This window comes from Acidithrix sp. C25, assembly GCF_904848545.2.
On sequence record NZ_CAJHCI020000006.1, the window covers coordinates 733,644 to 754,145 of the forward strand.

The following is a 20,502-nucleotide window of genomic DNA, read 5'->3' on the forward strand; positions in this document are numbered from 1 at the left end:
CATCAAGAGTCACCTATCGACAACTGCCCGGTCTAGCGAAATGAGCACTAAATAAATAAGAAGATGCGCACGTTAATTAGTGACAGTGGTACACTTTGGGGGTCTCACTTAAAGCCGAATCCAGGACTTCGGAGTTGCAGGGTGCTCTCTCCGTTAGAATTTACATCGGGCTTTTCCAGGCGCTAGTATTTCGGCGTGGAAACAGCAAGACCAATTAGCCATACGAATTCTCCAACTAGGAGTCCTGAAAAAATTGCCGCGAAGGTCGCGGTCGTTGACACCGAGACCACGGGCCTCTATAGGGACGATCGTATCGTTGAGGTTGGTATCGTTCTTCTGGATTCGCAAACCTGTGAGATTTTCGATGAATTTGAGACATTGGTAAATCCGGGTCGTGATGTTGGGCCAACTAGGATTCACGGAATCACGGCTTCCATGGTTGCGGCAGCACCCTCGTTTGATGAGATCGTCTATGAAGTCGCCGATCGCCTCAACGGATATATACTATCGGCGCACAACCTTGCCTTCGACCAAAGAATGATTGATTCTGAATTCACTCGGGCAGGAGCAATATTCGAGCCTGGAAGGGGCCTTTGCACACTTTCACTGTCGAGGATGAGACTCGACTTGGCCTGCCAAGAGTATGGGATTCCACTAAAAAGTGCACACAGAGCACTAGATGATGCTCGTGCTGCGGCGCAACTCCTAATGAGATCTTTGGAATCGGGTGCAAATAAATTACTATCATCAGCCTGTGAGCCGGCAACCATAAGCCTTGGTCATCTTCATAAGCCAACATATGGCCTGGCGATAACCCGTGACGACGTTGCGCAGGTAACCGAAGTAGTTCGCTTGCAAGAGGCGCACCGTCTTGAAATTGTCTGTGATGATCCGACCTTACTACCTTATTTAGATTTGCTCGGCCTAGCACTAGACGATCTTGTTCTAACTGAACAAGAGGTACGCGAGTTGAACAATGAAGCTCTTAGTCTCGGGCTTAGTCCCAATCAGATTAGCCTTGCTCACGAGCAAGCTTTCACTTCACTGATGGCTGATGTCGGCTCTGGAAATTCTGCGACAGAGATACAGTTAATGAAGGTTCTGGCTCCTCGTCTTGGAATCAACGATCGAAGCATGTTCGCAACTCATATGAGTAAACTAAGTGCGGAGTTGACGCCGACGGTTTGTTTCACTGGAGACATCTTCATAAAGGGTCACTTTGTGGAACGTTCAAAGTTGGAACAGTTAGCTTTAGCTGCAGGTTGGAGGGTTGACGGCACTGTTACCAAGAAGCGGTGCACGTTGTTAGTGGGAGATGTCAACTCCCAGTCTTCGAAGATGGAAAAAGCTCGACAGTTAGGGATCAAAATTGCTAGCGGTGATCAGTTCGCTGGCCTAATTGGCCTTTAGCTATTTTCCCCGCATGTAACGATGCTATTCGCCGCCCCATTGACCTTTTTTCTTGGTCCCGAAGAGTGATCTGACAGGAACTTATTGCTTTAGAAGTGGGGCTGTGGCCCCGTTCTCAATGCGAGGGCTCTCTCCTAGGGGTATTTACCCTAGGGTCTTTTCAATCGCAAGGTAAGAGTAAGGTAGACCCTGACAATCCTCGCCATTAGGAGAAGATTCTAGAAAATGGAATTGAACCGTTTGTTTTGCGACCCTTTTCTGCCTTGTTCACGATGGCGATGAGCCCATTAGCTCTAACCCTACTTTAATGTATGCAAGAGTTGTAAAGTTGCAAAGTCCAGTTGTTTTGTAGTGTCTGTTCTCTCTTGCGGTGCTGGCTAAAGGTTCAAGGTCTTGGCGATTGCCGCGCTTATTTAACTCTTTTGAAACGCTAGCTTCTTCGACATTGATTATGGCTTCGGCTACGAGTTGAATTCTGGCTAGCTGAGATGAACCTGCTTTATCGTATGGATGGCCGATCTTTTAATAAATCGGGTGTAGCTGGATGACGTCTCATTGAGTCACGCTGACAGTGCGGATTCAAAATTGGTGATTATTGGTCTCATTAAGCCAAAAAGCCTTGCTGTATAAGAAAACTAGGATTCGACAAAACTACTTAGGCATGTTCTGGCCGTAAACATTATGAAGGCCAAGACCAAAGATTGGTAGGACCTCGGAATTGATACAAAAGCAATTTCGAGTGCATTCTAAGAATGAAAGGTAGTACCTTTGATATGAAGAAACCATAGTGAAGGTAGATAAACGATGGCAATAAAAGTTCTTTTCGAATTTAAACTCAATGAAAATGCAATCGACCAAGGAAAAAAGAAACTCAGTGAAATCCTCGTTGATACCAGGGCTTTTGATGGTTGCGTGAGTGTCGAGGTAGTTGCCGATCTCAAGGATGCCACTCATTATGTGCTGCTAGAGACCTGGCGATCCAAAGAGCACTATTTTGCCTATGGAAAATGGAGAGCTGGAGATGGAGCCACGGATTTGGGAACGTTTTTCTCCGCTCCTCCGGCGATTTCGCTCTTTGAAATCACTGATATTTAGTATTTGAAGGTACCGCTCGGCTACACCTGCGAGCCGAGCGAGTGCCAAGGGCAGATCAGTAGATTCAAGCCGCTAGTTATGAAGAGATAGCTACAAAGATAGCCAAGGCAGTTGACTCTCTCGCAGATTCGGCTCAGTGCTGTTCAGCGCTTTGGATATCTTTTACCGTAGAACTGTGTTCATGAAGGGCGTGTAAGGCTGCTTGATCGCTCTCGATAAGCGAGCGGATCCAGCGCTCAGATTCGGTGACGTGTATTGTTGATGCGGCCGATGCTAGCGTGGGATTTCTTTCGGCCAACGCTTCAACTATTCTACGGTGTTGCTCGAGGGTAAACGACTGAACTCCCCCTAGATAGATTCCGCACCATATCCTTGCGCGAAGCGCTTTCGTGGATAGACCGCGCATGAGTGCACATAGGGTCATATTGCCGGTAACGGCCATTATTTGTTCGTGAAAGTCAAAGTCAATGACGATTAGTTCCTCAACGTTATTCGCCTTGTACATAAGTTCGAGGCTGTGGCGAAGATTTGAGACTTGTTCTTCATTTATTTTGAGGGCCGCGTAAGCTGTCGCGACAGGTTCAAAGAGTCGTCGCACTTCAAATATCTCTATAAGAGAGTCTCCTTGAGCTAGGTCAACTCCTAACCCAAGGCCACTCATCAGAACTTCTGGCCCTAGACCCGAAACATAAGTTCCACTTCCTTTGCGAACCTCAAGAACGCGCAGCTGTACTAAGGCGCTGGTCGCCTCACGTAGGGAACTTCTAGAGAGGCCAAACTTAGCTGCGAGTTCGTTCTCTGACGGTGGTCGCTGGCCTGGACAGAATTCCCCGTTGGCGATCAGCCCCATAATCTTCTCGATTGTCTTTACGGATACGTTCATATAGATGTCTCTCTCTGCCGGGCCCTTTACAGCCTCCACATGGCAATGGAGATAATCAGCAAAAGGACCTCTCGTAGATGAACTACCCGATACCTTTTGGTACCTCCTCATGAAGCGGGCCGTCATAGTTGAAATAGTGCGTACTCCATTTGCAAAGGCCCGCGAAGGCGGTGCACTCGAGGGTATCCATCCAGTAGACCTGCTAGCAACCTGTCTTGAAGCAATAGTTGATCCAAGTGGTATTCAATCCAATTTGATCGACGACGTAATAGTTGGGTGTTCTCTACCAGCGGCTGAGCAGTCCGGCAATATCGCGAGAAATGCGGTACTAGCCGCGGATATTCTGAGGATGTCCCCACAGTCTCTATCGATCGTAAATGCGGTTCATTCCAACAAGCGATACACTTTGCAGCACAAGGAGTAATGGCTGGCGCTTATGACGCGGCAGTGGCCGGGGGCGTAGAGATGATGGGACTTTTGCCTATGAAGGCGAACCGGATGGGAAAAGACGAAAAGGGTCCGCGCTTTCAAACGCGTTATCCGGCCGGACTTATCCCCCAGGGTGTTTCAGCCGAGCTCATAGCTTCTAGATTTGAAATCTCGCGCGATCAGTTGGATGAGTACTCTCTACGGTCGCATCTCCTGGCTCAAAGTGCCATCACCGAAGGATCTAAACTACAAGATATTATCCAAATTGAAAATCAAGGACGTGTAGTCCAAAAGGACGAGGGAATTCGTCCCAATTCGACCCTGGAAGCATTGTTATCGCTTCGCCCAGCCTTCTATACACCTGAGATGGCAGAGCGGTTCCCCGAGATCTCTTGGTGTCTCACCGCCGGTAACTCTTCGCAGATCTCAGATGGAGCAGGGGCTGCATTGATAGCAAGCGAAGCCTTTGCTAAAGAAAATGGCCTCATCGTAAAAGGATATTTGACTAGTTTTTCCGTTGTGGGCGATGATCTCATCATGATGCTGACTGGAGTGATACCAGCTACTCAAAAACTCTTGAAACGGGCAGGTCTGGAGATAAAAGATATCAATCTTTTTGAGGTTAACGAGGCATTTGCCTCGGTGGTTCTTGCTTATCAAAAGAAGTTAGATCTTCCTCTCGACTCTCTCAATGTCAGTGGTGGAGCGATTGCTTATGGCCATCCTGTGGGTGCATCAGGAGTTCGTCTTTTCGCTCAGCTGATAGATGACCTTACTCGACGCGGCGGAGGAAGAGGGGTTGTAACAATGTGTGAAAGTGGAGGAATGGCAAATGCAACTTTGGTTGAGGCGTTAGGTAAATGATCGACTTTGGACGATATGGAGCGTTAAATAATGCTTGAGGGTGCTTTCAACTTTCGGGACTTGGGAGGAATCACAACCTCCGACGGCAGACAAATTGTTTCCGGTCAACTTTTTCGTAGCGATAGCTTGCAGGAGCTAACCGACAACGATGTCAAGATTGTCAGCGAGGATCTTAAAGTGCGATGCGTTCTCGATCTCCGTTCGACTCAAGAGGCAGTATCGGAAGGTCGAGGTTTACTTGGGCGGCGACCATTATGTTATGTCAACCTTCCACTCATCGATGTGGATAGCCCTCACGGTGAACCTGGGGAATTGACCGTAAATCAATACCTCGATCACTTGGAGTCAGATGAGAATTTGTTTTGGCTATAAACCTATTAGGTTCGCTGGTTTAACATCCAACTGTGGTTCACTGCGCGGCAGGTAAGGATCGAACTGGTGTCCTTGTAGCCCTGGTACTCTTTCTGATAGGCGTACCGGAAGAGGCAGCTGCGCTCGATTATTTGAAGACTGCGGAAAATATGGATCGAGTAGTTCAACGATTTAGGACTTGGCCGCGCTATGCCAATAATATGGAGAATCTCCCTGAGGAGATAGATAGGTGTGAGCCCAGAACGATCGAGACTTTCCTAAGAGTGCTAAATTCTCGCTATGGTGGAGCACATGAGTGGGTACTACAAAAGGGTGTCTCTGTGGATGCGATAGAGCAGCTCGGCGCTAGCCACTCTGTTGGGTTTTACCTTTCCGATTTTCTCATTGTTTTTTTAGAGAGCGAAAGCTGCCTATTTTGCAGTTATGATCGTTGGCAGTACACCTGAATGTTGGGTAATTCATCGACTGTGCAATTTTGATAGGTCTTCAGACTTAATTTGACAATCAATTAGGCGACCTGAGGAGGACAACATCTGTTTAACAGCTGGTAGGACTTCTAGGGGTACACAAATTAGGTTGCTGTAAGCCTTGGCCGAGTTTCGAAGCCTCCTGTAACTCTGAATTTTTTGATCTTTAGTTGAGTGAATGCAAAGGTTTGCGCTAATTATGGACGCGATGAAAGCTTGGTTTGGGATTTTGGGACATTGTCAATCGGGAAAGCGGTGACTGTCAGTATGGATTGCACGTTTGTCCTATTCTTCGGCTGAAGGTCTTTTATACCTTAGGGTCATAAGACGTTATTGCTCGATTAACAGCAAGACCAATAACGATATCACTATCGTTGCGCAACGGACAATTAAAGAACGGAACGATTATCTCTATGGTATAGGACCTGAGCAGTAATCGCAACTACAGTTTAACTTTCCACCGTTAAATCTGAAGACCCAGAAACCTGGATGCGGTTAGATCTCAGTTATCGAAGCTCGTCTTACCAACAAGACGTAGTAGCAGAAGAATCCGACAAACGGCTGCACTCGGTAATACGGAGATAGACGAGCTTTCATCGCCATGTAATTGTTAAAAAATGCTTTTTCATCTTTAGATCGCCAGCAATGGATAATGCTGTGCGAGTGGGCGAAAAGACGCCATCCCAACAGGGGAGCCAAATAGATAAAGAAGATGCACATCATAATCGTCGCCAACCAGATTTGGGTCTCATGTTGCGGAGCCTCTTAGGCGGGTGTCAGACCGTCCTCGCAACTGGTGGTGCCACGGACCAGCTGCGGTCTCGATTCACGCTTGTCATCTCTCGTTCGAACGTGATAGCCGAGAGACTGCTCATAGTTATTGGACAGTCTTGATTCGATCAACTATTAGACACGGGACAACCTCATCCTCGCACAGGTGATAGCTAGCGCAGATGCGGTGGTAGCCGTCGGCGACCCAGAGCGGCGCACCTCGCACCAGTAGTACGGGGGAGAGTTTCTCGCCGGACTTCACCTTGTCCAGATCCTTTTCCACTTCGTGGTCATCGGCGCCCAAACAGGGCAGGCCGCTGGCCCGAAGGAGGTCCTTTGCCGCAAAGTGGTCGATCTGCGAGCTCGCTTTTAATGCCTTTACGATTTTCTTTGCTTCGCGGGGATCGGTCAAGAGAGACAAATAGTTGAGTGCTGCTGGATAGTCCTTGTCCTCTGGCTCTTCCTTCCAGTTCTCTGTTTTCATATGGTCCTCCTATTTTTCGGGCAAATCGGTGATAAGTTCACCCTGAAGTGAGCTGAGACCTGCGTTGTATGGACACTGTATTTGGAATCACGGGGAATTCTTCAGATTCGATCACCGAAATTCCCTAGGGCGACCAACCTGCGACGTGGATTTAAAGAAGTTTATTGAAAACAGCTTAACGGATCCAATGTCTAGAGTCAACTAGTTCCCCTAAAAGTCTCTCTACCAGATGCTCAATCAACCTCTAAAGGCGTAACGAAGCGCTATTTGCCACCGTCCAAGCCCCGGCATGGTAGATGTTTCGATTAATAATTAGTTGTTTATCGGTGACCTGTAGAAGGTCGGCGTCCGAGGAGAAGATGCGGCAGAGTAGTCAAAGGAGGTCCGCTGCGGTTATGAGTGATCCTCCCTGCTCTAGCACGGCCCGACAAACTGGCGAGGAAGCGCTTCTCTGAAGCGCGTACCACCTCTGGAGAGCGCTCGAGTTTGTGCTACTCTGCGAATTAGCCCCGGTTGGATCTGCTTGCAAGCAGAAGTCATCCACAACGACACAACCGATGGCTGCGATCAAGTCGACCTAGAGAGAGCAGGCATCGCGACCAACGTGGTCCGACTCGCTAGGTTCTTGGTAACGCCGAGTTTATTCCCGACCCTCAGCGCAACTGGCGAGGGATAACGAGCGTCGACGAATGTAAGGCTGTTGTGAAGTTCGGCCTGCTCTTCGACCTCGACTCCGCGCCAGGCGGTTTAGTAGTTAGCTTCGACGAGTGCGATCAACTTGAAGCGCTGAACTCGCAATTTGCGACTTATGGCCCAGGGCGACCAGATTGGAAGAGTCAGATTCCGTTCGAAAAGCATCGGTGATTAATTCGGGCTTGGAGTGCAGAACCAATTTAGTGTCGGCGTATTCAATTAGTCCGGCAGTCATGAGCTTCCAATATCGAACTTCTTCGAGCAGGAGACAAGATTGATCCAATGGAGTGCAGTGTCGTGATAGACCGCTCAACGAGCGATTAAATTGATCGTCTCAAGTGCGTTCGTCTGAATCTCTAATAGTCAGTGGCGTGGCCGTCAAGGTGTTATGGCGAATTTTGCGGCTAGAAGTTGAAATTTGATACTGAAACGGTACCATAGGGATATGGCTTTGACCCTTAGAACAGATGCAATTCTTGAGCATGCGCTCACCGCACTCTCGGAACTCGAAGGAATCTCTCGTCAGGAGGTGATCCGTCGGGCAGTGCTCGACCGCCTTGAGAGGAATGGTCATCGTGCACGAGTTGATGAGTCGACGGAGCGCTTGTTGGCACGTTGGAGCGACGTCTTGGAGCGACTTGGTTCATCGTGAGTTTGAATACCTCGAGCTTGAGGAACTCTTCATGATGATTAGAAGGCTCGATATTGGCCCGATTCGTGATGTGGGATTGTTGGACTCGGCAATAAATAGGCCACGTTCTCGGTTTCATGGCGAGGAAGCATATGCAACTTTTAGTTTCAAGGCAGCTGCACTCCTTCAATCCATAACAAAGAATCATGCCCTAACAGATGGTAACAAACGTCTCGCATGGCTCAGCACTGTAGTTTTTTGCGATCTGAACGGCTACGCACCCTAACTTGGTGACGACGATGCATTCAAGCTTGTCTATGAAATTGCAAGTTCAAGATTTGACGTTGAAGAAATTTCCCAACGACTTAGTCTCAAGCCACTGATCTAAAAGTTACATTCACCAACAATCTATCGATGTGTCTAAACACATGAGCCCATGTCGGAGCCTTGTAGGTCGGCCGCCCAAGGCACGTTCGCATAGCTTAACGCGTGAAAATGTGGGCAGAAATGTGGGCAAGACAGGATAGCCGAGACAGGGAGAACCGGTTCCTTCAAGCATCCAATGCCTAAGATAAGCCATTAGCTAAGCGTTGAATGTATCGGATTACTTTGGTTGTCTCGTCAGGGCCACCTTGATCGATCCACATTATGACGCCACAATCTCGGGAGGCGCTTCTGCCCGGGATGATTCACAGGACAGTAGACGGCCCCTTGAGCCCGGTGTACCCGTGTGCTTGAGTCCGGGAGAGATGGACGTCGTCTCTGCGATAGCGTGCATTCGGTAGGACTCGGTCGGCGTTGACAGGGTCCCGAAGCTTGATTAGTCAGCAATCGCGTTTGAAGATCGATGATTTGCTCAATCCTGCGCATTCATGCATCGATGCTATCGAGGGAGTTGGCCGAGTTGTCTTCGAGGTCGGCGATGGCGTTGGGAGTCGTAGAATTAGGAGCCTTTACTCCAAGTGGGATCCGACGTTTGTCTGCAAGACCAACCATGAGCAGATGAATGGCGCATATTCCTGCGAAACTTGCCACCCATTCTCGCTGAAATGTGCCACCCCTTAAGAGGGCGTAGAATGGACTCAGGAACAATGGATCCCAGAAGGCCTTGGGCGCAATCTATCGGTGATCCAAAACCAACCCACCGAAGGTGCCACACGCCCAATAGGCGAGAACCGAAAGGGTACTGCGCCCACGCACGCAAGTCAGGAGCCCCAGAGCAATCCGGCCCATGGCCTCTTCGTCAAATAAACGTAATGCCTTTTTTTAACCCTTGGTACTTGCTAAAATGTCTGGGGAAGAGTACAATTAATATTATCACTCCAGAACCTCGGTGATTTCTACCGAGGAGGACGGCATGAGTGAAAATACAATAATTCCCGACGACGGGTCATTAGACGCTGCCGAAAGCATGATTCAAAGCCAGTGGAACCAGTTCGTACATCCCGTTCTTTCGGTCGACTGGGGATCGTTGCCTACATTCCTAGCCCCCACTCCACCGAGTTCGACCGACCAAACCGACTCTCCGCGTCAAAGCAGGGCACGACGCTTTCGGATCCGTAGAAAAAACGGTCGGGACGGCCAGTTGAAACCCCCAGTGTAGAGCAATGCCCTTGGCCGATAGTGATCTCACTCGTGGAACCCATGGTCGGCCCGCTTCGCCTTACTTTATGAGCAGATTCAGACCCTCCGTTGGGCAGTTCGAAGCGCCGGTGAGGTGGTGGTTGAGGATTTCGGTCCTCCAACCCAAGAGCGTCCTGTCCAAAGTGACGATCTCCGGCACCTCCTCGACAAGACAGTCGGCGATCGTCTTGTCGAGGAGAGTGGCGGCGGTTGGGGGATTTGTCGCTATCATAATGTCCCCATTGAACTGCCTTTCTAGCTCAGCAAACCATCGTTGCGATGGTTTGCTGAGCTAGATGACCGTTTCAACCTGTCTCACAAGTGTCATCCACATCTCTCTTCAGAGACATTCATGATAACCGTGACGGCAAGATTACGACCACGCCTGTCTTCTTCATTGGATTGGTAGGTTTATTTGATGAATGTCGTTCTCTTTGAGTAGTTCAAAACGCTTACCGCTTGAAGTGGCCAAAACAGGAGATGCTGATAAACCAGCCAAGGCGATGTTCATTTTGACTCCGGCTTTGAGGCACGTCACTTCTAGAGAGCTATTCCTGATAATCTGTCAGTCTTTGAGTACGACGTTATATGGTTCTGAATCGTCCACTTTCTCTGGGTAGGATCACAGAAGGCAAAGGAGCTACAGTCATGGTTTACAGAAGTCCTAATGCGCTGGAGCAAGCACTCATCGAGCGTTTTTGCAACATGAGGAGACTCCCTCGATGGAGCCAGCAGCTATTGAGAATCTCGTGACGGGCACGGTCGCGTTGAGAGGTCATCGTGTCTACTGAACGTCTAATCGATATCTTCACTCTCATGGCAAACCACGAGAGTGAAGATCCCCATGGCTCGTCACTCTGTTCCGTCGCGAAAGAGATAACCGAACTGAGTGGCGCCGGCATTTCCATTACTTCGGAGGACGGCGGCCAAGAACAACTTTGCGCGAGCAATGACGTAGCGCAAGGTTTATTGGACCTCGAGATGACTTTCAATGAGGGACCGGGACACGATGCGAGCCAGAACGGCACGGCCAGCGAAGTCTCTGACCTCATGGGCGAAGGCGGGCAGCGTTGGACGTTCTATTCGCCCGAGGCGGTCAAGCTCGGAGCTCGAGCGGTCTTTGGCTTCCCCATCCATATTGGGGCAGTTGTCTTTGGCGCCTTGAGTCTGTACCGCGACAGCACGGGGCCGCTCAGCGAGGAGCAGTCCTCAAGTGCCTATCTCATGGCTTCGGTCATCGGCCGCGCTGTTCTGGTGATGCAAACCGGTGTCCCCAGAGGCGCCATCGCCAACGAACTCCAGGGCCAGTCCACCTTTGATTTCTCCGTGCACCAAGCCTCGGGGATACTTTCGGTGCAGGCTAAGCTTTCGGTGAAAGACGCCCTGATCATGCTTCGCGCACACGCGTTTGCTGTGGATATATCTCCATCCGAACTCGCGCATCGAATCATCGACCGTGGCACTCGGTTTGACTTTCAGTCTAGGGTCTGGCTAGAAACAGACCCGAAAAACAGGGAATACGAGGAATATGGGAATTAGTGTAGAGGCATCCGGTAGTTCATCCTCAAGGGTCGCCGACCGTTCTTGGGGGAACCCAGCAAGACGAGGGAATTATGAGTAGAGAATCACTGATAGTCAGCACGCTGGTCGAGTTGGCCGACAATCTCGTTGACAGCTTCGACATCATCAACATTCTCACGACCCTGAGTGATCGCTGCGTCGAAGCCTTGGAGGTGGACGCCGCTGGGGTCTTGCTGGCTTCACCCGGTGGAGAACTGCAGTTCGTAGCTTCCTCGAGCGAATCGATGCGCGTGCTTGAGCTCTTCCAGATCCAAACGAATGAAGGTCCGTGCATGGACTGCTACCGGAGCGGTGTAGCCGTAGTGAATGTGGCCCTCAGCGAGGCGAACGGACGTTGGCCGCTCTTTGCACCGCGAGCAATCAAGCACGGCTTCCACTCGGTGCACAGCCTTCCCCTTCGACTGCGGGGACGTACCATTGGCGCTCTCAATCTCTTTCGAACATTGCAGGGACCGATGGAAGACGGAGACATTGCCGCCGCGCAAGGCCTCGCTCACGTGGCGACCATCGCCATCCTTCAACACCGCGCGATGCTCGACGCCACCTCGCTCAATGAGCAACTCGATCACGCTCTCACCAGTCGCATAGTCATCGAACAAGCGAAGGGCATCATTGCCGAAGCGACGCAGTGCAGAATGGACCAAGCGTTTGGGCGACTCCGTGCTCATTCACGCAATCACAACGAAGGTATCACTTTGGTCGCCTCGGCCATCGTGGCGGGAACGCTTCAAGCGAATGATTTGGACAATCCGACGTAACGAAGTTCGGGGTACTGTGGAGAGTTCGCAAGATGTTTCGCATCATACTGCCAGCCTCTGAGATCCGAATTGACGAGTTTGCGACCAAGCATTAGTGTCTCATTGAGTTGGTCTTGCAGGCTCAGCTACGCCGATCTTTTTGTGTAACTGTGATGCAGGCGCCACTTCTTACATCGAACTTCTCCAGAGTGCGACTATGCAATGAGACGTTCGCTCCATCGCCTTGGGCGAGGCGTGTCAATATAGAAACCGAGGCTGTAGGATTACGAGAGTGGAAGGTACGCGTGAATGGATTTGTCACTCTTTTTACGATCGGAGCGTTCCCCGCGTCGAGACTGCGACTACGGCGAGGTCACTTGCGCCGTGATCGACCCGTTCGCTCGTGAAGTGACCCACCTCGTCTTCGAGCCCACATAGCGCCAAAAGCTCGGTCGACGGGTGCTGCTCTTACCTATCGAATCCTCGAACGACGGGGTGCTTCGGTGCAAATGAACGAGTTCGAGCAACTTGAGTTATCTCTTCTATGCCTACCGTTACTGAGCTGGATCTGTTCTTCGTTCTACCATAGTTTCGATGGTCGGGGAGTCCCTTCGGTATGAGGGTCGTCGGGTGTTATCCACATCCATTCATGCAGCGAAAGGTGGTCTCCTTCAAGCACTAGTGTGTCCATGTGTCGCTGATTGCCCCTTGATCAAACCTCTTCGCTGCAATTGCTACGCATGACCGAGGATTCAATGCTGGTGTTGGGGGTCATGAAATCACTCGCCGACAGGTTTATGTTCATCAATATGTTGGGAGTTCGTGGGTAGCTTTGCTGCCAATCCCCAAGTTGGGGTATCGCCTGCTCTCGGACACAGCGGTTGATCTCCACAATGAAACCGGTCTCTTCCATGAATGGAAGGAATGCCTGGGGACTGAGTAGCCCTCGTTCGGGGTGTTGCCAACGAATTAGCGCTTCGAATCCGGTTATTTCTGCCACTCTCGAGCGCAACTATGGCTTCTGTCTCCCACGAGCGCCGCGCCGGTCCACGTGCAGATTCCAGGCTTTGACAACGATTGGGAGCGAGATGACTCGATGAGCACCCTCACCATTCCGGGAGAGGTCGAATAGGAGCCGTAGGGTTGGCTTGTGCGTATCCAACTGGTGGAATTGCTCACCAAATGGGACTCTGGACCCCGCTTACCTATGCCGCTTGTAAGGTAGCAGTTTGCTCGAACCGAGTCGGCGATAAATGATTGATGTTCGAATGTCTACGCTTCTGGTTGGACCACTGGATCGAAACAAAGATTGCGGTTCTTGCTTCCTCTCGAGTGCTAATGTCGGTTCGGTATACGAGTTCTTTATTGCATGGCCGCTAACACACCAGATAAGATGAGAACCGTCTTCGTTGTGCTACCGGGGGTCTCAGACAAACTGGTATCGGTTAGCTGAGGTCTATTTCTCCGTTTTGGCTTCTGCCGAGCAAGACGAGACGCTTTGGGCTATCAGCTGCATTGAAGGCATTAGTTCTCTCAAGTTGCATAGTTGCTGTTGTTTTGTCAGTGAAATCAATACTGGACGTATAGTCATGAGCGAACCGCAGGGCTTTGATCAAGACGCTGGGGTCGTCATAGCGGGTGAGTTGACGCAAAGCTCCAAGATAGTCATCTCTGAACACGATGGGGATAATGATTCGTGATTGGTTACCAGCGACTAGTTCCGCGTTCATCATTACTCTTGCAGCTCGCCCGTTTCCATCATCGAATGGATGGACCTCAGAAACCAGAAACATGGTAAACACGGCACGCTCCCATGCTGTATCGAGTTCCGCTAGACGAGCAAAGCCTGCACGTAGCGTTCCCTCTGCTAGATCGGGTCGTACAAATACGGAGTCGCCCGCGCGGTTAGCAACTTCTTTCAGTCTCCCAGGGTTCTTTTCCGGTCGCCCAGCGAGAATAATTGAGTGACGATAGCGGAGCAACTCCACGAACTGCTCCCCCGAAGTTGCCACGCTTGACATCTCTATCAGGTCGTTGACAACCTGGTAGGTACCAGTAAGGTCGTGTCCATCTTGGGTTCTGCCATAAGGGACCTTGCCCTCATACACGAGATCAGTAGCTTCGTCTAGTTCGAATTCGGTCCCTTCTATATAGTTTGAAAAGTAGGCTTCGAAAAACGGAAGACAGCTCCAGCGTGGGTCGTTGGGGTCTGCTGGGTGGTTTTGCGGCAGGCTGCGATGCAATGCTTGAGCCAAAAGATCGAACCTTTTAACTCGATCCGCATCGTATGGAAACCCGCGTTGTCGAGCAGCTAGCGCTTGAGAACCCGTACGAATAGTCCTAGTACCAATCGCTGCACCAATCATCTGTTCTAATCGATCGATGCCAGCTGCTGGCACATCGAGATCTCTGGCCATAGCTTTAGCTCGATCTCGATAGTTACGTAGATGATCCTCCCCATCTATGCGAAGTAGTCGATCAACCCAGTCGGCCAACTCATTATCGGTGAACGCACGTCGCGGGCGATTTCTTACCGCTCTCGCTGGGCGAGTATTCTCCGCTAGGGCTCGCCATCGCGATGCCTGGTACAAACCGCCAGGGAGTTCAATATCTCCCTCTAGCGGTCCAGGCCCTTCTCGAGCCAACACCATAAGACCTGGAAGCTGTACTATACGGGCCTCAACCGGACGAACAAGGTAGAGTACTCCATCAACCGGACCACCCGAGGCAGCTGACCTGTCGCTGATCACGGCATCTGGCATGAGGTGGCCTACGATGGTCTGCCACTCTCGCTCCACTACTCCCGTCACATCATTTACCTCTTGGGTGTAGATCCCAGGAGCGATACGGACAAGTTCGCCTCGTTGAACACGACGGCTTAGCGTCGACGCTGGTTGATCAGTAGCGAACACGATGGAGTTAGCCATGCTTAAACTTTCATTATGCGTAGTTATTACCCGCTTAGCATAGCAGAGGTGGAAGAATATCCCATCCTAAGAATGAATACATCGCCGTATCCCGGCTTCGGCAATGCGAAGAGTCATCGGTATATCATGAGAGGCGCTATCTAAACTTGGATTCATATGCGTCCAGAAGCTCAGACGTATGTTGCAGCAAACAAGGAGGTCAGATGACATAGACCGAGCGACAGGCTCACGATAGCTAGCCGGTGAGAGTCCGGTCCAGGGAGACGCCAGAGTCCTTGTTAGAGAAGCCCCCGGTTTGGATAGAGATGTCCGGGTCGAAGCCGGGTGGATCAATATCCGAAATCTCATTACCCCTGACTACCAGGGAGTTTATGTATGTAATCTCTTTGAAACCTGACGCGGCGCCAGGAGGTGTCCCAGATGCTGGGTCATAGCAGGAGGAAGTGTCTGCTTACTTACGCTGGGCAGCACGGTCTATTTTCAGTTGGTTGAACAGGGCACCAAGCTAGGCATTACTTTGCCAGGGGCCACAGGGCTCGGCCTCATCAACGGCCGAAGTCTCAGTCCAGTATGACTGAATTCTTTCCCTGGCCCTGGGAGCGCTGCGTGTTGATCCAACTGCTCATGCCTGGTACTCTTTGTTGTCAAAGGAGGCGTGGATGCACGTGATCACCCGAAAAGAGGAGGAACGGATCGTCATTAGCGACGATATCGTGATTACCATTGTGGAGTCGAAGCGGCGGTCGGTTCGAATTGGGATCGAAGTTCCCACCGAGATCAGGGTTCAGCGGAACCAGGAGTAACCAGTGTCAGTCGAGGCGCGACTATGGAGTTGATCTCGCCTGCCTTCCACCCCGTCGATCAAAGTCAAGTTCTGGGTCGGGCTCGGACTGGCGACATGTCCATTTCATAATATCCCCATTGAACTGCCTTTCTAGCTCAGCAAACCATCGCAACGATGGCTTCCATGAACGACGATCGCCCAACATGACCTGCCGGCTGGGGCGGCCATCACAGCCGCCCGGCACGGTTATTTCGAGATGCTCTGGATTGACCCTGGACGATTGCAGCGATGAGAACGCAACAGATGTCTTGGTGTACTCTGCGTTCTAATTCTCAAGTCCAGGCCGATTCCTCATGCCAAATCAACCCCCAGATTGGAAACCGCGGTATCCTGACCCCTAACTTCGTCCGCGCCTCTCTCAGGCAATCCGAGGTAACCACCCGATACGCCGATATAGCGGTTGACAACTCGACTAGTCCCTGAGTCCCTGAGTCATAGGTGCTCAAGCTCCAGACGCAGGGTCTCTACCGTCCACGTCGGAAGTCCGCATCCGAGAAAGTCACCGTCGCGAGTAAGGATGCCAGCATCCATGGTCATGGCTAGCGCGACAGGAGCCCAATCCTTCGGATCTTGTGGCACTCGCCGAAGTGCAAGTTCCTTCTTCTCCTCGTAGGCAGAAGAAGGAATGATTTCAATGGTGCGGCTGGTGAAGAGTTCATCAACGTCGCCTAACAGCAGATCGACTTGTGCTTGGCTCAAATGACCATGGCCCACAATCTTCTTGGCCCGTTTCGGTAGTTCGTGTTGAGTCTCTTCCCATTGGTCTTGAGCGATGACGCTGCGTAACTGCGGATGGCGGAACAAATCGCGTCCTCGTTTGCGGAGCAGCTCTGCAGCGAGCACGCTCGTATCGACCACCACAATCAATTGGCTCTCCTAACCCTCATGTGGGTCACCAAGACCCCATAACTGATAAGTAACGCCTGTACGATAAGAACTTTTGGGTCTTTAAAAGCATTGAATGAAACCTGCACGGTTTGTGACCTCTAAATTTGAAGTTACTAACACACAGATTTAGGAGATCTAACCGTGCACGCTAACTCTCTAGTCAAGCAGTTGCTTGACGTTAAAGGTGTCATTGTCAACGATATTTTTATCTCAAAAGATGAAATTGTTGTAGATGTCAAACTTGCACGATCCAAGCTCGCATGTCCAAAGTGTTGTTGAATAAGCCGTAAATTCAAAACAAAATACCGCTACGACATCAGAACTTATCAACTCTCGCTGGAGACATCTTGACATGGGAATACGTCGTACTTGGATCTCTTGTGCCCTACGGAGACCGAAATGCCCCAATCATGGAGTAATCACTGAGTCAGTGCCATTTGGGTGACCGGTATCGTAAATCTCGCTTCACGAGAGACTTTGAACATCTAGTTGCCGGCTCAACCGCAAAGATGGATAAAACAACAGTTACGAAGCTCACCCGGATTGCTCAGAAAACAGTTGGTACGATCTGTGAGAGAGTAGTAGCCAAAGAGATCGATCCAAAGCGACTAGAGAAGCTCTCAATAATAGGGGTAGATGAGATTGCCTATCGTAAACACCATAAGTACATAACCCAAGTTATTTAGAGCCCGTAACAGATCATGAAACTGGAAAGATCGTCTATGGAGCAGAAGGAAAAAGCGCTAAGAGTCTAGATGGGTTCTTATGTGAGCTTGGTTCGCAACGTTCCAAGCTCTCACACAAGTAGCAACAATGGACATGGGACCAGCTTTTGCTAAAGCTTTCGCTGATCGCACACCAGATACTCAAATCGCACTCGATCCTTTTCATGTCGTTAAATTGGGCACTGAGTCCCTGGAGGAGGTAAGATGCGACCTATGGCGCCAGCTGAGAAAACTTCCTACTCCAGATTACGCCCGTAGGTTTGTGAGTGCAAGATGGGCATTACTAAAGAATCCTGGTGATTTGACTCAACGCCAAAATGAGACTCTACGTCAAATAAAGTCAACCGCTGCAATACTCCTAAAGCCCTTAGAGATGAAAGAATCCCTAAGAGGGATATTCGGTAGTGGATTATCCAATGACGAAGTAGCTGAGTTCTTGGATTCCTGGTGTGCTCGTGCTTCACGATCACAGATACCTAGCTTTGTCAGATTGTCAAAGACAATTCGAATCCATAAAGCTGGAATTATGGCTGCTATTGAGCCCCCTAGCTTGAAAAGGGTGTCTCTAATGGAAGGCTTGAGGGTCTAAACAATATATTAGATCCGCCATTGCTAGATGCTATGGTCTTCACTCTGCAAAATCAACACTTGGCTTGGTGATGCTTTCATGCGGTCCGATTGATCTCAAGCTCCCCTACGAAAGGGTTGCTTGATCCACATCTATGTTAGGAGAGCCAATCATTCAGGCAACTGTCGCCGGAGGTCGAACAGCTGCGCCAGCTCCTCTTCGGACATACCCGTGTCTTCGAGGACCTTCTCTACCGTGACGCCCAACTTGGCAATAGCACGACGCACTTCGTCCTGATCACGTTCGAGCGGGATATAAAACCCAATCACCTGACCGTGCTTGTTCACGGCAACCGGATCGGAGCCGGAAAGGTAGGTGCTTGCATTGTTGCGAAATTCACGAACGCCGACGCTTTTGAGTTTGCCCATTGTGTCTCCTTTGTGTACACAGTATAGCGCTTTATGGGCTGACCGTCAATGGCCCGGTTGTCCCTTTCATAATGTCCCCATGGAACAACCTCTCTAGCTCAGCACACCATCGTTGCGATGGTTTCCCAAACCAGAATGCCGCTTCAACCTGTCTCACAAGTGTTATCCGCATCTCTATTCAGGATCCACTGGACTTAACCCGCTGAGCCGGGAGTTCTTCGATGGGGGTCGAGTGGCGGGGAGGAACTTCCCCTCCCCGCTCTCACAGAACCGTGCGTGAACCTCTCAATTCACACGGCTCCTAGCGAACCGACTTTTGGTATTACCCCAAATGACCAGTGAGCCCAAAGATTGGGTTCACGTTCGGCTATTTGAGATAGGTATTTCCAAGCATTTGCTCGTATGCTAAGTCGCCTGTACTTTTTGCGTGCCCATCTAATCAAATAGATATTGATACGACGGAGGAGTTGGCCTAATCTGGATTTGTAGAAGCGTCCATAGTAGTTGATCCAGCCTAAGATCACCGGGTTGTAAAGCCTGGCGAGTTCGGCTATGGTTTGGCCTGTTTGGAGGTGAATACGAAACCGCCTAAGTTCTCTGCCCATTTCTTCTACCGCTTTATCTGAAGCCGCTGGCAGGAAGTTGTTAAACTGCTGCTTGAACTTATTGCGGGCGTAGCGTGGTGCAAAGGTAAATCCTAGAAAGTCAAAGCGTATTTGTTCGAACTCTCCTTTACGGTTGGAGTCCTTACAATAGACGATTTTGGTCTTTTGTGGATGTAACTCCAACTTGACCTGCGTCATTCTCTGACCTATAGCCTCTAGGATCTCTTCGGCTCGTTTCTTTGTTTCCACATGTACCAAAAGGTCATCCGCGTATCGTTCAAACGGGGCATAGGGTAAGTTCTTTACCATCCATTTGTCAAAAGCGTAATGTAAGAACAGATTCGCCAAAATCGGAGAAATCACCCCGCCTTGGGGTAATCCTTGCTCTCGATCTATTAGTTGTCCATCTTTGTTTTGCATTGGAGCTTTCAACCAACGTTTGATGTAGAGAATTATCCATGGCTCTGATACGTGCATAGAGACAGCTTTTAGCAGCAGTTCATGATCTATTGTGTCGAAGAAGGCCTTGATATCTAGATCAATGACCCAATCGTACTTCCAACATCTCTTGCGTGCTTTTTCAATGGCATCATGGGCTGAGCGATTCGGCCTGTAACCATAGGAGTCTTCGTGGAAGACCTCTTCCAATCTTGGCTCTATGTAGGCTTTAGCTACCCCTTGGGCGATGCGATCTTTGACGGTTGGAATACCTAGGATTCTTTTACCGCCATCTGACTTGTCTATCTCGACATATCTAGTTGCCGCTGGAAAATAACTTCCAGAAGCCATTCGATTCCAGAGTTGGTAGAGATTGTTCTTTAGATCCATCTCAAAGACTGAGATGGACTGCTTATCAATCCCTGGTGCTCCTCGATTGGCTTTTGCCTCTTTGTATGCTTTAAGTACGACGTACTTGTCTTTTGTCAAAAGCTTTTTCTTGTCGTGGTCTTGTCATTTGATCCCTCCCCCTCAACTTTTACCTTGAGAAGTTGTTCATTTGCCAATTACAACTAGATCTGCTGTTTACTCCATCTCTTTGGCTTACATCCTCATTACAAGGACTTCGTAGCTACTACGGGATGGTCCGCCCCCAATCCATAGGCATTTGGTACTTTCCCTCTTGTTGATCTGCAACTTGTAGGTTTTTCCTCATCTTTGGGCTTAGCCCATGTGGGCTTAGCCAAGAACGTCTAGGACTGGGTTCTCATGTTCCACATAAACGCCTGATGTTAAGCTCACGCCACCTACACGCCGGATGCCCAAGGAGCACTAATTGGGTTAGTCTCCAAGTTGTCCCGAAAGTTCGACGTCCCTCGGTTTCGACATCATCCATACCAATTTCGAACGCTTCGTCAGTGGTTTGTTTTCACTCGTCTTCTTAACTCATACCTGAAAGAGTCATTGCTCTAACTTTTCCGTACCGCTTTGGACAACAGTCTTTAGCTAATGCCCCGTACGGTGGTTTGGAATCTCCTCC

The 20,502-nt window shown here is 50.0% G+C and carries 23 protein-coding genes and 2 pseudogenes; 14 read left to right on the forward strand and 11 right to left on the reverse strand.

Annotated elements, in window-relative coordinates; translation table 11 throughout:
- The first annotated feature begins 195 nt into the window (after nucleotides 1-195).
- Nucleotides 196-1,410 (forward strand): exonuclease domain-containing protein, encoded by a 1,215-nt coding sequence (locus ACIDITHRIX25_RS72340; protein WP_052606936.1) that lies wholly within the window; start codon nucleotides 196-198, stop codon nucleotides 1,408-1,410.
- Nucleotides 1,411-2,214: 804 nt separating this feature from the next.
- The gene (locus tag ACIDITHRIX25_RS72345) at nucleotides 2,215-2,505 is read left to right on the forward strand and encodes a putative quinol monooxygenase (RefSeq protein WP_052606935.1); all 291 of its coding nucleotides are present in this window, start codon (nucleotides 2,215-2,217) and stop codon (nucleotides 2,503-2,505) included.
- Between the two features lie 133 nt (nucleotides 2,506-2,638).
- Here the strand turns inward: ACIDITHRIX25_RS72345 and ACIDITHRIX25_RS72350 are convergent, their stop codons facing one another.
- A complete protein-coding gene (locus tag ACIDITHRIX25_RS72350) occupies nucleotides 2,639-3,388 on the reverse strand; it encodes a FadR/GntR family transcriptional regulator (protein WP_160291904.1) in 750 nt (249 codons plus the stop codon).
- A gap of 109 nt (nucleotides 3,389-3,497) precedes the next feature.
- Here ACIDITHRIX25_RS72350 and ACIDITHRIX25_RS72355 point away from each other — a divergent pair.
- From ACIDITHRIX25_RS72355 to ACIDITHRIX25_RS72370, 4 genes and pseudogenes are all read left to right on the forward strand, one after another.
- Nucleotides 3,498-4,681: pseudogene (locus tag ACIDITHRIX25_RS72355) on the forward strand (thiolase family protein).
- Nucleotides 4,682-4,711: 30 nt separating this feature from the next.
- Nucleotides 4,712-5,053 (forward strand): tyrosine-protein phosphatase, encoded by a 342-nt coding sequence (locus tag ACIDITHRIX25_RS72360; protein WP_052606933.1) that lies wholly within the window; start codon nucleotides 4,712-4,714, stop codon nucleotides 5,051-5,053.
- A 32-nt stretch (nucleotides 5,054-5,085) separates the two neighbouring features.
- Nucleotides 5,086-5,499 carry a tyrosine-protein phosphatase gene (locus tag ACIDITHRIX25_RS72365; protein WP_052606932.1) on the forward strand — a complete coding sequence of 138 codons (414 nt, stop codon included), beginning with the start codon at nucleotides 5,086-5,088 and terminating at the stop codon, nucleotides 5,497-5,499.
- Between the two features lie 678 nt (nucleotides 5,500-6,177).
- On the forward strand, nucleotides 6,178-6,414 hold the full coding sequence (locus ACIDITHRIX25_RS72370) for a hypothetical protein (protein ID WP_201732516.1): 237 nt from the start codon (nucleotides 6,178-6,180) through the stop codon (nucleotides 6,412-6,414).
- Here the strand turns inward: ACIDITHRIX25_RS72370 and ACIDITHRIX25_RS72375 are convergent.
- Together ACIDITHRIX25_RS72375 and ACIDITHRIX25_RS72380 are read right to left on the reverse strand one after the other, a co-directional pair.
- Nucleotides 6,398-6,775, reverse strand: a complete 378-nt coding sequence (locus tag ACIDITHRIX25_RS72375; RefSeq protein WP_052606930.1) for a hypothetical protein — start codon at nucleotides 6,773-6,775, stop codon at nucleotides 6,398-6,400. The two genes, ACIDITHRIX25_RS72370 and ACIDITHRIX25_RS72375, sit on opposite strands and share 17 nt — an antisense overlap.
- 754 nt (nucleotides 6,776-7,529) lie before the next feature.
- On the reverse strand, nucleotides 7,530-7,703 hold the full coding sequence (locus tag ACIDITHRIX25_RS72380; protein ID WP_160291903.1) for a hypothetical protein: 174 nt from the start codon (nucleotides 7,701-7,703) through the stop codon (nucleotides 7,530-7,532).
- Between the two features lie 210 nt (nucleotides 7,704-7,913).
- On the opposite strand from ACIDITHRIX25_RS72380, the gene ACIDITHRIX25_RS72385 reads away from it, so the two are divergent.
- Both ACIDITHRIX25_RS72385 and ACIDITHRIX25_RS72390 read left to right on the forward strand, forming a co-directional pair.
- Entirely contained in the window at nucleotides 7,914-8,120 is a 207-nt protein-coding gene (locus ACIDITHRIX25_RS72385; RefSeq protein ID WP_052606929.1) for a ribbon-helix-helix protein, CopG family, read from the forward strand.
- Between the two features lie 31 nt (nucleotides 8,121-8,151).
- Nucleotides 8,152-8,385, forward strand: a complete 234-nt coding sequence (locus ACIDITHRIX25_RS72390) for a type II toxin-antitoxin system death-on-curing family toxin (RefSeq protein ID WP_201732517.1) — start codon at nucleotides 8,152-8,154, stop codon at nucleotides 8,383-8,385.
- A gap of 584 nt (nucleotides 8,386-8,969) precedes the next feature.
- Here the strand turns inward: ACIDITHRIX25_RS72390 and ACIDITHRIX25_RS72395 are convergent.
- Nucleotides 8,970-9,134, reverse strand: a complete 165-nt coding sequence (locus ACIDITHRIX25_RS72395) for a hypothetical protein (RefSeq protein WP_160291902.1) — start codon at nucleotides 9,132-9,134, stop codon at nucleotides 8,970-8,972.
- A gap of 322 nt (nucleotides 9,135-9,456) precedes the next feature.
- On the opposite strand from ACIDITHRIX25_RS72395, the gene ACIDITHRIX25_RS72400 reads away from it, so the two are divergent.
- Nucleotides 9,457-9,702, forward strand: coding sequence for a hypothetical protein (locus ACIDITHRIX25_RS72400; protein WP_152626160.1), 246 nt, complete (start codon nucleotides 9,457-9,459; stop codon nucleotides 9,700-9,702).
- Nucleotides 9,703-9,762: 60 nt separating this feature from the next.
- On the opposite strand, the gene ACIDITHRIX25_RS72405 is transcribed toward ACIDITHRIX25_RS72400, so the two are convergent.
- A complete protein-coding gene (locus tag ACIDITHRIX25_RS72405) occupies nucleotides 9,763-9,954 on the reverse strand; it encodes a transposase (protein WP_052606928.1) in 192 nt (63 codons plus the stop codon).
- Nucleotides 9,955-10,502: 548 nt separating this feature from the next.
- Between ACIDITHRIX25_RS72405 and ACIDITHRIX25_RS72410 the strand changes: the two genes are divergently transcribed.
- Together ACIDITHRIX25_RS72410 and ACIDITHRIX25_RS72415 are read left to right on the forward strand one after the other, a co-directional pair.
- The gene (locus ACIDITHRIX25_RS72410) at nucleotides 10,503-11,261 is read left to right on the forward strand and encodes a GAF and ANTAR domain-containing protein (RefSeq protein WP_052606927.1); all 759 of its coding nucleotides are present in this window, start codon (nucleotides 10,503-10,505) and stop codon (nucleotides 11,259-11,261) included.
- A gap of 74 nt (nucleotides 11,262-11,335) precedes the next feature.
- Nucleotides 11,336-12,061 carry a GAF and ANTAR domain-containing protein gene (locus ACIDITHRIX25_RS72415; RefSeq protein WP_201732518.1) on the forward strand — a complete coding sequence of 242 codons (726 nt, stop codon included), beginning with the start codon at nucleotides 11,336-11,338 and terminating at the stop codon, nucleotides 12,059-12,061.
- Nucleotides 12,062-12,752: 691 nt separating this feature from the next.
- Here the strand turns inward: ACIDITHRIX25_RS72415 and ACIDITHRIX25_RS72420 are convergent.
- The 3 genes and pseudogenes from ACIDITHRIX25_RS72420 to ACIDITHRIX25_RS72425 all read right to left on the reverse strand — a co-directional run bounded on the left by ACIDITHRIX25_RS72420 (nucleotide 12,753) and on the right by ACIDITHRIX25_RS72425 (nucleotide 14,967).
- Nucleotides 12,753-13,040 (reverse strand): EAL domain-containing protein, encoded by a 288-nt coding sequence (locus tag ACIDITHRIX25_RS72420; protein WP_052607022.1) that lies wholly within the window; start codon nucleotides 13,038-13,040, stop codon nucleotides 12,753-12,755.
- Nucleotides 13,041-13,245: 205 nt separating this feature from the next.
- Nucleotides 13,246-13,392, reverse strand: a pseudogene (locus ACIDITHRIX25_RS000000104165) (IS3 family transposase); the annotation flags it as partial.
- A 93-nt stretch (nucleotides 13,393-13,485) separates the two neighbouring features.
- Nucleotides 13,486-14,967 carry a Fic family protein gene (locus ACIDITHRIX25_RS72425; RefSeq protein WP_052607021.1) on the reverse strand — a complete coding sequence of 494 codons (1,482 nt, stop codon included), beginning with the start codon at nucleotides 14,965-14,967 and terminating at the stop codon, nucleotides 13,486-13,488.
- A gap of 659 nt (nucleotides 14,968-15,626) precedes the next feature.
- On the opposite strand from ACIDITHRIX25_RS72425, the gene ACIDITHRIX25_RS72430 reads away from it, so the two are divergent.
- Nucleotides 15,627-15,770 (forward strand): carbon storage regulator, encoded by a 144-nt coding sequence (locus ACIDITHRIX25_RS72430; protein ID WP_082058853.1) that lies wholly within the window; start codon nucleotides 15,627-15,629, stop codon nucleotides 15,768-15,770.
- 473 nt (nucleotides 15,771-16,243) lie between these two features.
- On the opposite strand, the gene ACIDITHRIX25_RS72435 is transcribed toward ACIDITHRIX25_RS72430, so the two are convergent.
- Entirely contained in the window at nucleotides 16,244-16,672 is a 429-nt protein-coding gene (locus tag ACIDITHRIX25_RS72435) for a PIN domain-containing protein (protein WP_200891332.1), read from the reverse strand.
- Nucleotides 16,673-17,136: 464 nt separating this feature from the next.
- Between ACIDITHRIX25_RS72435 and ACIDITHRIX25_RS72440 the strand changes: the two genes are divergently transcribed.
- Entirely contained in the window at nucleotides 17,137-17,385 is a 249-nt protein-coding gene (locus tag ACIDITHRIX25_RS72440) for a helix-turn-helix domain-containing protein (protein WP_052605479.1), read from the forward strand.
- 127 nt (nucleotides 17,386-17,512) lie between these two features.
- Nucleotides 17,513-18,013 carry a transposase gene (locus tag ACIDITHRIX25_RS72445; protein ID WP_283770396.1) on the forward strand — a complete coding sequence of 167 codons (501 nt, stop codon included), beginning with the start codon at nucleotides 17,513-17,515 and terminating at the stop codon, nucleotides 18,011-18,013.
- Nucleotides 18,014-18,162: 149 nt separating this feature from the next.
- Here the strand turns inward: ACIDITHRIX25_RS72445 and ACIDITHRIX25_RS72450 are convergent, their stop codons facing one another.
- Both ACIDITHRIX25_RS72450 and ltrA read right to left on the reverse strand, forming a co-directional pair.
- Nucleotides 18,163-18,420: a hypothetical protein gene (locus ACIDITHRIX25_RS72450; protein WP_035391934.1), complete on the reverse strand. Its 258-nt coding sequence runs from the start codon at nucleotides 18,418-18,420 to the stop codon at nucleotides 18,163-18,165.
- Nucleotides 18,421-18,710: 290 nt separating this feature from the next.
- Entirely contained in the window at nucleotides 18,711-19,952 is a 1,242-nt protein-coding gene (gene ltrA, locus ACIDITHRIX25_RS72455) for a group II intron reverse transcriptase/maturase (RefSeq protein ID WP_201732520.1), read from the reverse strand.
- Between the last annotated feature and the right edge of the window lie 550 nt (nucleotides 19,953-20,502).